Here is an 11911-nt window from a genome sequence, read left to right on the forward strand (position 1 = left end):
GCGTGCAACCTATGCGAGACGACCGTGTTCCGTAACCCCTCACGACAAACCCGCCACCAACTCGCGGATCGCATAGCTACCGGCAGCAGTCGTCACGACCAGTCCCGCCGGATCGACCAGCACCGCGGACGGCGTGCCCCTCAGCTCGTACGCCGAACTCACCTCGTCGCTCTGCTGCACCAGCACCTCACCGACCTGATGCTCTCGGGCCAAGTCAGCGTCACCGATCACCAGCAGCGTGACCCTCCCGTCCAACCGCTCCCGCCACGAAGGCACCTCCGCAGCGATCCGCGAGCACGGCACACATCCAGTGCTCAGAAACAGCAACACCACCGGCAACCCGGGCGCCAGCGCGGTGTACAGGCCACCCCGCCCACCACCGGTGCTCGGCAGGTCGAAGATCGGCGCCGTCACCTGAACGACCTCCGCTGGTGCCTTCAACCGCCGCAGCTCCAACCCCTGCCACACCTGCACGGTCCCCAGAGCAACAACGACCGCCGTCGCCACCGCCCACTCGCCAGGCACCCCGAACGGCACGTCGCCACCAAACGCCGCGACCAGCACCAGAACAGCCAGAAACCCGTTGCGCACCAACGTAAAACCGCTAACAGCCCCCGAGGCGCCGAAACACGCGCAATCCGGCCGCCGCCCCAACCGCAGCAACCGCGCCACCAAAACCGAGAACACCGCCAAAAGCCCGAACGCCACCAGCCCGGCGACAAAAGCGGTCCACGGCAGCAGCACCGCGACAGCGACAACCAACTCGACCACCGGCAACGCCACCGCCACCGGCCGAACCCACCCGTCCGGCACCCCGAACGACGCCACCGCACGCCGCGTCCCGGCCAGGTCCCGCAGCTTCGCCACCGCCGCCCACCCGAACACCACCGCCGCCAACAGCCGCGCCGCCCACAACCCCAGCAATACCGTCACGGGCGCACACCTTTCCGGTAGAACGTTCCCCATGCACAACGAGGTCCACCGCAGCACGGTGCACGGCCACGTCGTCCAGGCCAACGAGATCGGCGAACTGCACCTGCACGGCACCGAGAAGCAGCACCCGCCGCTGACCTCGTGGCAGGACCGCCCCGAACTCACCGAGCAGCTCGAAGACCTCCTCCACGTCCAACGCGAAGCAGCGGAAACGCTCCCCTACCGCCTCCTCGGCGTGAAGCAACCGGAGCTGACCCGCGTCTACGTCCAGCAGAGCGTCCGCGGCACCGGCCAGCAAGATCGCCCCGTGCCGATCGGCGAAGCCCTGGCCCGCGGCAAGCACCTGCTGATCACCGGCGAACCCGGCGCCGGCAAGTCCACCCTCGGCCAGATGTACGTGCAGCGCCTGGCCACCGAGTGGCTCGAAACCAGCGCCGACCCGCCGACGTCCGAACCCGTGATGCCCCTGCGCATCCCGGCCAAGGCGCTGGCGGACGACCTGCCGTGGAGCGAACTCCTCGCCAACGCCGTGCGCGACCGCCGCCTCAACGCCACCCTCAAACCGGAGCTCTTCGCCAAACGCGCACTGGGCGCCCGCTGGCTGGTGTTCGTCGACGGTCTCGACGAGATCGCCGAACCGGAACGCCGCGACCGCGTGATCGACGCCCTGGTCAGCCGCATGCGCCGGGGCAGCGACCACCGCCTGGTGATCACCACCCGCCCGCTGCCGCCGGACGAGCTGCAGAAGCTGCACGGCCAGGACATCGACCTCTTCACGATCCAGCCGTTCGGCCCGGTGGAGCTGCAGGACTTCGCCTCCGCGTGGTTCCGCGCCCAGAACCCCACGAACTCCAAGGACCGCGCGGCCGAGTTCGTCAGCCAGGTCCACGACGGCCGCCTGCGCGAGCTCGTCCGCAATCCGCTGCTCGCCACGATCGCGGCCATCGCGAACACCCTGGAACCCCACCGCAAACTCCCGCACAACCGCGCGGACCTGTACGAGCGGTTCATGGGCTACCTGCTCGACGACAGGGCGAGCGGCCGCACCACCCTCGCCGAACTCCGCAAGGCCCACGCCGACGACCCTCAACGCGTCGAACAGATCGAGTGGCTCTACGAACGCCGCCAGGAACTCGTCGAACACCTGGCCGTGCAACGCCTGGAGTCCGAACGCCCACTGCTGGAGATCGCGTCGGACTGGGTCACGAGCCTCAAGGCGCACGCGGAGGACGTCCTGGCCGTCCTGGCCAGCACCGGGGTGTTCGTGCACGGCACCGGCGGGCTGAAGTTCCTGCACCACTCGTTCGCGGAGTTCCTCACCGCGCGGGTGCGGTCGGCGAGAATCCCCGCCGACTTCCCGAACCTCGACGAGTGGGTCGAACTGGGCACCCAACCGGCCCGCGAGACCTCGGTCCTGTTCACCTTCGCGTTGTGGGGCCGCAAACCCGGCCACGACCTCGACCTGGTGATCGAGCGACTGCTGGAGGGCGGCGTCAAACACGCCCTGCTGGCAGGCCGCCTGCTGGCCGAAGACGTCGCCATCACACCGGAACGCGCGGCTGAGGTGGTGGACCGGCTCGTCAAGCTGATGCTCGCCAACGGCGTCCGCGAGGTCCCGTGGCCCGAGGCCAGGAACATCGGCAGGGTGCTGGCCGGTCTCGACAACGAGTCCATCGCGCACCTGCTCGTCCCCAGGCTGCACACCATGCGCGACAACGACGATCTGCCGAGTGTCGTGCGGATCGGGTGCGCGGTGGCACTGGGGCACCTCGTCTCGCCTGAGCAGGCGGTGACGTGGTTGCAGGAATACGCGGACGTGCGGCACTCCGACGCGTTGAGCGCGATCGCGTCGGGGCTCGCGGAGATCGTGCCGAACGGCGCCGACCTCGCGGAGGAACTGGTGCTGCGGCTGGTGAAGACCACCGACAGCTATTCGCTCCACCTCTACGCGATGGACACGCTGAGGTTCGACGTCGAGCGCCGGGAGTCCGCACGGCACGTGCTGCGCGATGTCGTGCGGCGTCTGCGGTCCGACCGGTCGATCAGACAGGGCAGCCCGCACGTCCCTCATTCCGGCGCGCTCGCGAACACCAGCCCGTACAGCTGGCACACCCTCTGCCACCAGGCGTCGGTGCTGGGGTGCCAGGAAGAGGTGGTGTGGGTGGCGCAACAGATCCTCGCGCAGTCCTCTGTGGACCACGACAACTTCCGCAGCGCTGTCGGCGCCCTGCTGGCGCACGACCGGGAAGCAGTGGTCGATTCGCTCGTCGCCCGTGCCCGGTCGCTGACACCGGAGCACGTGCTGATCGTCGCCGAACACCTGACCGGCGACGTGATGATCGAACTCGCGCGCTCCGTACTCACCCGTCCGAGCGCGGACAACGACCAGTTCGTCCGCGCTTGCGAACTCCTGGGTCCCTACGAGCCCGGGGAGGTGCTGGAACTGGTCCTGGAGCGGAATTCGCTCCGCCCGGCCGATCCGATCCGACTCGCCGAACCGCTGATGCTCTCCGATCAGGAACTCGAAGACCTCGTTGGGCGGGCGGGGGTGTTCCGCGTGGACGGTGAGCGGTCGTTCCTGCCGCTGGTGACCGACCTGCTGACCGTGGGACTCGACGCGTACCAGGTCTACTCCGAGGTCGTCGACGGGCTGCCGGCGCAGCGCGCCGCGGCAGCCGCCGCGCTCTTCCAGGCCGGCCACTCCGATGAAGCCGGCCAGCTCGCAGGGAGCCTGCTCACCGAGCCGCTCGACGCCATGTCCGCAGCCGTGTGCCTCGACGGCATGATCACCAAGAAGGTCCCCAAGCAGGCGCAGAAGCTGTTCGACCACCTGCTCGTCGTAGTCGGGCAACACGACCCCGCAGTCGCCCGGCGCTTCGCTCCCGTTCTGCACCGGGTCGGACGCTCCGAGAAGGCGGCTGAGGTCGCCCTGGACGCTTTCCTGCGGTCGCTCGGCGGGCAGGAGGTGGACGACTGCGTGGCGACCGTGCTCGAGGTCAGCGGGTCCGCGCTGGCGGGCGTGATCGTGCAGAAGGTGCGTGAGTCGAACCTCAACGTGTGGCAGCGCATGGACATCGCGGACGTGTTCGTCAACGACGGTCTGCTCGACCACGCCGTGATGCTGTGGCTCGACGTCGTCAGAAGCCACGACCCGGAGGTCGCCAAGGGCGTCGAAGCAGCCGACAAACTGGTGAAAGTCGGCGAACGCGCGAAAGCGATCGAAGCCGCCTCGTACAACCGGGCGCTCACAGCCTGGCTGGAGGCCTAACCAGCTCCGAAGCACACAAACCCAACGGCCGCAGCATAAGCAGCGTCGTCGGCAGCAGCCCGCTGCACTGCGGCCAATGCTTCAGCCGGAGCCAACCCGGCGGCCAGCTTCTGGTGCAGCTCGACCATCACCGGCGCCGTGCCATCGGTCGGCACCGGCACCACGGGCGCGATCAACGTCCGGGTGCCCAACCCCAGAAGCGCCGCGGTGAATCCCATCAACTCGTCGCCAGGACGAACCGCGGACTGCCCGCTGTCACAAGCAGACAACACGACCAGAGTCGGTGGAGTGCGCAGCCGTTCGATGTCGTAGACGGTCAACGGCCCGTCAGCCAGCTCCAAAGCGCTGAACAGTGGGTTGTCGACGCGGAACGAACCGTGAGCCGCGATGTGCGCCAGCGCCGCACCGTCCATTGCGGACGCAACGGCGCTCACAGTCGCTTCCGAGTCAACGAGAACACGACCCGGCACGTGCGCGCTGATGGCCTTGATCTCGGCAGGGGCGGCAGCCATCCGCGGCCCGGCGGCCAGCACCGCTTCACCAGAAGCGTCGGCAACGGAGTGCGCCCGCAGCCACACCGCGGCCGACGGCGCGACCGTCACCTGGCGGTCCAGCACCGCCCACGGCAGGCCGTTCAGCGCGCCGGTCGGCACCACGACCAGCGGCCGTCCGTCAACACGAGAAGCCAAGGGCGCCAGCAACCGCTCAGACAGCAACGCAGCCGCGTGGGCAGCCGAAGATCGTGCCACGGCGAGGTTCGGCATCCCGGGCGGCAACGTCACCAGGCGGTGCAAAGCGAAGCGCAGCAACCGGATCTCGCGCACGACGCCGTCCACCGCGCCGAGCGAGTGCAGGGAGGCGCGGCCGTCGGCCAGCACCACCGCCATCAGCACACCCTCGTGCTCGACGAACTCGATCAGCGCGGACGTGCCCAGCGCCGCGCCCAGCGCGCCGACCGACGGCGGCTTGAACATCGCCACCCCGCCGGACATCTGCCGGGTGAGGTCGCGGACGCGTTGCTCGGCACGGACCAGCTTGGCGCGCAACGCTCCCGCGGGCTTCCCGGCCAGGATCGCCGACTCCACGTCCGAGGTCACCGCACGCAACGACGCCAGCGCGTCCTCAAGACGTGGATCGTCGGGCGGAGACACGGACTTCATCCGCAGCCCGCCCGCACGCCAGCTCTCGGTCCACGACAGCACCCGCGCGGCGTTCCCGGAAGCCACGGCGAGCCGCAGCCCTTCCAACGCCAACGCCTGCCCCTGCGCACCGGTCATGGCCCGCAACTCGGCCGCGCCCAGCGACACCCGGTACTCGTCGAGCAACCCGATCCCCCGGCGCAGCGCGGAAGACGTGCCGCGAACATCACCGGAAAGTTTGCGGCGCAACGCCTCGGCGTACCAGCCGCGCACCCGCAGACCGGCCGGGCCGCGCCTCCTGGAAGCAGCGGCCAGCGAGAACTCGATGACGGCACGCGCGCGATGGCCGAGATCGGCCGCGACCAGACCGGCGTCGATGCGAGCCTCCAAAGCAGGCAGCCGCCAGTCCATCGCGTCCAGCTCCGAAGCCACCCGGGACAACGCCAAACGCAACGGCCGCGAACGGTCACCGCGCAGCACAGCGGCGTGCAGCTCCAGGTAACGCGCACCCGCGGCCCAGAGCAGGCGTTGTTCGCGGCGGAACCGGCGACGGGCCTCGGCGGCGAAGGAGTTCGCAGCGTCCAGGTCGTTGTCCAGCAAGGCGATGCGGGCACGGAAGTACAGGGCCTCGGAGACGCCGAGCGGGCTCTTCAACGCCTTCAGCTCGGTGATCGCGCGGTCGGCCGCCACGCGCGCCTCGTCCACCAGCGGCACGGACACCAGCAGTTCCAGCCGGTTCACCAGCAGGGCGGGGCGTGGTACGTCCAGGCGGCGGTAGACCTCGTCGGCCTTGTCGAACCACGCCAGCGCGGCCGGCACGTCACCGTTGCGGGTGGCCATGATGCCCGCGTTCCAGTGCACGTCCGCGACACCGAGGTCCTGCCCCAGCTCGGCGAGCAGCGACGCGGCCCGGTCGAAGTCGGCCGACGCCTCACGCATGTCACCGACGTAGGCACGCACGAGGCCGCGGTTGTTGAAAGCGCGCGCCTCCACCATCTTGTCGCCCACGCGCCGGGCACCCGAGATGGCGGCGGTGTAGTCCCGCTGAGCTTCGTCGTAGTGGCACAGGTAGTGGAAGACGATGCCGCGAGCCTTGACGGCGGCCACCGCGTCGACATCGCTGAGCTCGGGCACCGCGAGGTCCAGCTCGCGCAGTGCGGCGCGGTGCCTTCCCATGTAGCCGAGGACCCACGCGAGGCCCACCCGTGAGATCGCGGCGAGTTGTGGCAACGACGCGTCGGTGGCGATGCGGATCGAACGGCGCAGGTGCCGCACCGAGCCGCTCAGGTCGTGCAGCTCGCGCAGAGCCAAGCCGATCGCGCGTTCCGCGATCGCCCATTCCGAACGATCATCCGTCGTGCGGAGCACCGCGCGGGCCATCTCGACGGCCGCACGAGGGTTGCGCTGCCTGGCCTCCAGCGCGTCCTCCGCACAAAAATCGGTCACGGCGTCACTTTATCGGGTGTGGTAGTTTGATCAAGCTCGGTCGGGGTGAGGAGTCACCGCTACTTTGTGAGGCCAAGGTGTCGAAAACGCCGGAACGTTCTGAGCTTTACGAAAGAGCATTTCAGCAGCTCATCGCCGAGGACAAGAACATCAGCTTCCACGCCGAACGCGGGCGTGAATTCCTTTATCGCCCCGGGCAGCTGCTGGTCGGCGCCGCCGACCGCGACCGGGTGATCGAAAAACTGCGGCAGAACAATATCGACGCCCGCCCCGGTGAGGGATTCGCCGGAATGGCCCGGCTGATCCTGCCGAACAACGCCGAAGACATTCCCAGGATCGTTCGCCTGTTGCGTGATCAACGAAACTGGCCGAACGAGCGGGTGCCTCTCGTGCAACCGCACCACCTGATCGTCGGCCACGGCGGCAACGTGATGGGCACGCCCGGCGACCGGCCGCGGCCCACCGACCCGGTCTCCGCGCCCAAGGCGGACGAACGCCACGCCGCGATCCGGGTCGGGATCATCGACACCGGCATCTCCCAGACCGCGGTCGGCGACCACTCGGACTGGTTCAAGAACCGCTACGCCTCCGAGGTCGACGACATCGACAAGGCCTTCACCCCCGGCGGCCAGTTCGCGTTGCAGGGCGGCCACGGCACGTTCGTCGCGGGCGTCATCCAGAGCGCCGCGCCGGGCGTCCAGTTCGACCCCGAGGTCGCGCTCGACCCGAACGGGTTCGGTGACGAGGAGACGCTCTGCCGCAAGATCGCGGAGCTGGGCAAGAAGAAGATCAACATCCTGAACCTCTCGCTCGGCTGCTACACAGAGGACGACGTGGCGTCCGAGCCTCTGCGCGTCACGCTGCAGAACCTGCCGGGCGACGTCGTCGTGGTCGCCTCCGCCGGCAACCGCGGCGACCAACGGCCGACCTGGCCCGCCGCGTTCTGCGGTGTCACGGCCGTCGCCGCGCTCGCGCAGAACAGGGACGGCTCGCTGATCCCCGCCTGCTACTCGAGCTTCGGCCACTGGGTGAACGCGTGCGCGGTCGGCAACCGGGCGTCCACGTACCTCAAGGGCGACTGGCAGCTGCCCGGCGAGCCCGCGCCGACGCCGTTCGCGCTGTGGGCGTACTGGGCGGGCACGTCGTTCTCCGCGCCGTGGATGAGCGGCCGGATCGCCGCCGTGATGGCTTCCGAGGGCATCACCGCAGCTCAGGCGCGTGACAAACTGCTGGCCGACGTGGAGTTCCACCCCGGCTACGGAGTTTTTGTCAAATAGTTGTATCTGGGGCGCAACCTGGGCCTCCGCAAGTTGTGACCGCAAGGAGTCGACGTGACCGCAGGATCCCCGATCGCCGTGCTCGTGCGCGCGGCGGCCGAGGGCGACCAGTCGGCGTGGAACGAGATCGTCGACCGGTACACGCCGCTGGTGGTGTCGGTGATCTACAAGCACCGGCTGCGCCCGGCGGACGCGGCCGACGTGAACCAGACGCTGTGGCTTCGGCTCGTGGAGCAGATCGGACGGCTGCGCGAGCCCGAGGCACTGCCCGGCTGGATCATGACGACCACCCGCAACGAGTGTCTGCGCGTGCTGCGCGTGCAGCAGCGAACGCACCTCTACGACCCGTTGTCCGAGTCCGATGCACTGGAGTCGGAGCAGACGGACGCGGACGTGGAGGCGGATCTGCTGGCCGTGGAGCGGCGGCAGGCGTTGCGCGACGGGTTCGCCGAGCTCACCGACCAGTGCAAGCGGTTGCTGACGAAGCTGATGACCGATCCGCCGCCGAGCTACCAGGTCGTGAGCGAAGAGCTCGCGATGCCGGTCGGCAGCATCGGCCCGACGCGGATACGTTGCCTGGAGAAACTGCGCAAGACCCCTGCGCTCTCAGCCTTCCTGGGAGCGCCGGCCATGAGAGGAGGTGTGCTGGGTGCGGCACGACTGGGAAAGTGACGAGATGCTGCTCGACGCCTTGCGCGACGCGTTGAGCACACCTTCCGAAGAGGTCCCGCCGGAGTTCGTTGAGGCCGCGAAGGCCGCGTTCACCTGGCGGAACATCGACGAGGAGCTGCTGCTGATCTCGTACGACTCCGTGCTGGACGACACGCTGTTCGCCCGTGCGCGGTCGACGGCGACGGCGCGGCAGCTCGTGTTCGACGCGGCGGGCGTGTCGTTGCAGGTGGAGGTGTCGGCGGCGGGGATCACCGGCCAGCTGATGCCCCCCTCGGGTTCGGTCACGCTGGTGACGCCCGACGGGGACGCCGAAACTGCGGCCGTCGACGAACTGGGGACGTTCGTGATGGGTGTTGCCCCGCGTGGACCGGTGAAGTTCCGGTTCGCAAACGGTTGCACCGATTGGTTTATCCTCTGACACACCATTCGAGTGATGGAGGAATTCATTCGTTCGGCCTACATCTGCGGCCAGTAGGGTTATCGACGCTCAGAATTCGCACTGGAGAGGTGTGTGCTGCTGTGGTCGATCGAGTCAGCTGGGTTCCGGAAGGTGTCAACGTCGACGTGCCGAGTTCCGCCCGGATCTACGACTACCTCCTCGGCGGTGGGCACAACTTCGAGGCGGACCGCGAGACGGCCGAAGCGTTGATCAAGGTGCTGCCGGTGCGGGCGATGGCGCGGCTCAACCGCGCATTCCTGCGCCGCGCCGTTCTGGAACTGACGGGGCTCGGCATCCGGCAGTTCCTCGACCTCGGATCCGGAATCCCGACTGTCGGCAACGTCCACGAGGTGGCGCACGAGGTCGCCCCTGACTCGAAGGTCGTCTACGTCGACTTCGAGCCGGTCGCGATCACGCACGCCGAGCTCATGCTGGCCAACGAGCCGAACGTGACCGCGCTCCTCGCGGACCTGCGCGAACCGGAGAAGGTGGTCGCTCAGGCTCGGGAGCACCTCGACTTCTCCCAGCCGATCGGGCTTCTGGTCGTGGGTGTCCTGCAGTTCATTCCCGACTCCGACGATCCGTGGGGCGTACTGTCCCGTTACGTGGAATCGCTCTCCTCGGGCTCGTACCTGGCACTGTCGCACTTCACCGCGGACAGCATGCCGGCGGCGATGGCGGCCGGTAAGGAGATCTTCGCCAAGACCGCCGAGCCGATCACGCCGCGCACCCGTGCGCAGGTGGCGGACATGTTGTCCGGCACGGAGATCATCGAGCCCGGCATCGTCTTCACGCCCGAGTGGCGGCCGGAGACGCCCGAGGACGTCGGCGCGGAACCGTCGAAGGCCAACCTCTACGCCGCGGTGGGTCGCAAGCCCTGATGGCCCCCTCGCCCCTCGCACAGCGCTGGGCGGCTGTTCTGATCGAGAGCGCGTACTCGCCGATGTCCCGGCGGAAGCTGACGCAGCACCTCGACGAACACGCCGCCCGGCTGCGTGCTGGGCAGGCGGCGGTGGCCATCGGCGAATGGCTGGTGCGCAAGCGCTTCACCGGGCCGGACTCGTTGCGGCGCACGCTGGAGGTGCTCGCACCGGAGTTCCCGCCGGAGGTGCTCGGCGCGCTGGCGTCCGGGTACGTGCGGGCGACGCGCGACCAGTTGTTCGCCGAGCAGGAGAAGGTCAAGAACGCGCTGCTGAAGGCCGTCGAGGACGCGCAGCGCGACCTGCACGACAGCGAGGCCCGGTTCGCCCAGGTCTTCGCGTCGACCGCGGTGGGCATCGCGATCTTCGACGTCCACGGGTCCGTCGTGGAGGCGAACGAGGCGCTGGCCGGGATCCTCGGGCACGAGGAGATGCCCAAGGAGCTGTTCGTCGAGGCGGACGCGGTGGCGCTGGCGTCTGCCTGCGAACGGATGATCTCGTCCTCTGTGGACACTGACCGGCGCGAGTGGGAGCTGACCCGCAACAACGGCGACACGGTGTGGGCGAACGTCGTGCTGTCGGTGCTGCGCGGGTCGGACGGGCTGCCGAAGTTCCACGTCGCGCTGATCGAGGACGTGACCGAACAGCGGATGCTGCAGGAATGGCTGCGACACCAGTCGTTGACGGACCTGCTGACCGGCCTGCCGAACCGGGCGGCGTTCACCGACAGGCTGGAGTCCGCGCTGGCGTCCGGCCTGCCGCACACGCTGGCCTACCTCGACGTCGACAGCCTGACGATCGTCAACGACGGCCTGGGTTACGTGGCGGGCGACGCGGTGCTGGTGGAGGTGGCGCGGCGGCTGCGGGTGGTGTTGCCGGACGCCGTGGTCGCGCGGGTGGGTGGCGACGAGTTCGTTGTCCTGATCCAGGGATCACCGGACGTCGCCGCGCTGGCCGCGATGATCGACGAGGAGCTGTCCGAGCCCGTCTACCTGGAGGGCGCGGGCGTCGCGGTGTCGACGTCGATCGGCTTCGTGCACGCCGTCGGGCCCGGTGTGGATCCGCTGGTCGTCCTGCGGCGGGCGCATTCCACGCTGCGACGGGCCGAGGCCGGTGGCAAGAGACAGTGGGCGATCTACGACCACGAGGCGGACGTCGTCGATCGTGCTCGTTTCGCGCGGATCGCGGCCATGCCCGGCGCCTTCGAGAACGGCGAGATCTCCGTGGAGTACTCGCCGGTGTCGTGGGTTTCGGGATCTTCGGCCTTCGTCGAGGCATCCGTGCGCTGGGGTGCTTCGCGCCACGACGAGGTCGTGGCCTACGCCGACGCGCTCGGACTGGCTTCGCGCCTCGGCCAGCTGGTGCTGCAGGACGCCTGTTCACGCGGGGAGCCGGTGCTGGTCCGGTTGTCGCCCGACCAGTCACGGGACCCGGACCTGGCGGCGCACGTGCGCTCGAACCTGCGCGCCTGCGCGTTCCCTGCTTCGTCGCTGTTCCTGGCGCTGGACGTGCGGGCGATGCCCGACGGCGAGGAGAACCTCGAAGTCCTGCACGACATGGGTGTCCACGTGCTGCTGCACGAGTTCGGCGGCGGGTTCGCCGGTCTGTCCACTGTGGACCGCAGCCCGGTGTGGGGTGTCCGGCTGGCCCGGCCGCCGTCGGAACGGCTGGCGCGGCAGGGGTTGTCGCTGATGGTGCCGCTGCTGCGATCGGCAGGCGTGCACGTGATCGGTGGTCCCGGCGACCGCGACGAACTGCAGGCGCTCGGCGTGGACCTGGTGGTGTCGTGAGTGGTTGTGGCCGTCAGGTCGGCCACA

9 protein-coding genes are annotated in these 11911 nt (G+C 69.0%); 6 read left to right on the forward strand and 3 right to left on the reverse strand.

Going from position 1 to position 11911, the window contains the following annotated elements; genetic code table 11:
- Positions 1 to 39 precede the first annotated feature (39 nt).
- Positions 40 to 933 (reverse strand): MauE/DoxX family redox-associated membrane protein, encoded by an 894-nt coding sequence (locus LFM09_RS02750; protein ID WP_414094606.1) that lies wholly within the window; start codon positions 931 to 933, stop codon positions 40 to 42.
- A gap of 31 nt (positions 934 to 964) precedes the next feature.
- Here LFM09_RS02750 and LFM09_RS02755 point away from each other — a divergent pair, with 31 nt between their 5' ends.
- A complete protein-coding gene (locus LFM09_RS02755) occupies positions 965 to 4201 on the forward strand; it encodes an NACHT domain-containing protein (protein WP_414094607.1) in 3237 nt (1078 codons plus the stop codon).
- Here LFM09_RS02755 and LFM09_RS02760 read toward each other — a convergent pair.
- Both LFM09_RS02760 and LFM09_RS02765 read right to left on the reverse strand, forming a co-directional pair.
- Positions 4198 to 6786 (reverse strand): CHAT domain-containing protein, encoded by a 2589-nt coding sequence (locus LFM09_RS02760; protein WP_414094608.1) that lies wholly within the window; start codon positions 6784 to 6786, stop codon positions 4198 to 4200. The two genes, LFM09_RS02755 and LFM09_RS02760, sit on opposite strands and share 4 nt — an antisense overlap.
- 59 nt (positions 6787 to 6845) lie before the next feature.
- A complete protein-coding gene (locus LFM09_RS02765; protein WP_414094609.1) occupies positions 6846 to 7205 on the reverse strand; it encodes a hypothetical protein in 360 nt (119 codons plus the stop codon).
- On the opposite strand from LFM09_RS02765, the gene LFM09_RS02770 reads away from it, so the two are divergent.
- The 5 genes from LFM09_RS02770 to LFM09_RS02790 all read left to right on the forward strand — a co-directional run bounded on the left by LFM09_RS02770 (position 7176) and on the right by LFM09_RS02790 (position 11884).
- A complete protein-coding gene (locus tag LFM09_RS02770) occupies positions 7176 to 8063 on the forward strand; it encodes a S8 family peptidase (RefSeq protein ID WP_414094610.1) in 888 nt (295 codons plus the stop codon). The two genes, LFM09_RS02765 and LFM09_RS02770, sit on opposite strands and share 30 nt — an antisense overlap.
- Positions 8064 to 8117: 54 nt before the next feature.
- A complete protein-coding gene (locus tag LFM09_RS02775) occupies positions 8118 to 8735 on the forward strand; it encodes an RNA polymerase sigma factor (RefSeq protein WP_414094611.1) in 618 nt (205 codons plus the stop codon).
- The gene (locus tag LFM09_RS02780) at positions 8713 to 9153 is read left to right on the forward strand and encodes a hypothetical protein (RefSeq protein WP_414094612.1); all 441 of its coding nucleotides are present in this window, start codon (positions 8713 to 8715) and stop codon (positions 9151 to 9153) included. Before LFM09_RS02775 ends, LFM09_RS02780 begins: the two co-directional genes overlap by 23 nt.
- A 101-nt stretch (positions 9154 to 9254) precedes the next feature.
- Positions 9255 to 10055, forward strand: coding sequence for an SAM-dependent methyltransferase (locus LFM09_RS02785; RefSeq protein ID WP_414094613.1), 801 nt, complete (start codon positions 9255 to 9257; stop codon positions 10053 to 10055).
- On the forward strand, positions 10055 to 11884 hold the full coding sequence (locus LFM09_RS02790) for a diguanylate cyclase domain-containing protein (RefSeq protein ID WP_414094614.1): 1830 nt from the start codon (positions 10055 to 10057) through the stop codon (positions 11882 to 11884). Before LFM09_RS02785 ends, LFM09_RS02790 begins: the two co-directional genes overlap by 1 nt.
- Positions 11885 to 11911: the final 27 nt, after the last annotated feature.

Origin of the sequence: Lentzea alba, from assembly GCF_047445655.1 — a bacterium.
GTDB lineage: Bacteria > Actinomycetota > Actinomycetes > Mycobacteriales > Pseudonocardiaceae > Lentzea > Lentzea alba_A.

Coding starts and splice junctions, on each gene's coding strand:
- LFM09_RS02755 (WP_414094607.1), top strand. CDS start 965: ATGCACAACGAGGTCCACCGCAGCACGGTGCACGGCCACGTCGTCCAG.
- LFM09_RS02790 (WP_414094614.1), top strand. CDS start 10,055: ATGGCCCCCTCGCCCCTCGCACAGCGCTGGGCGGCTGTTCTGATCGAG.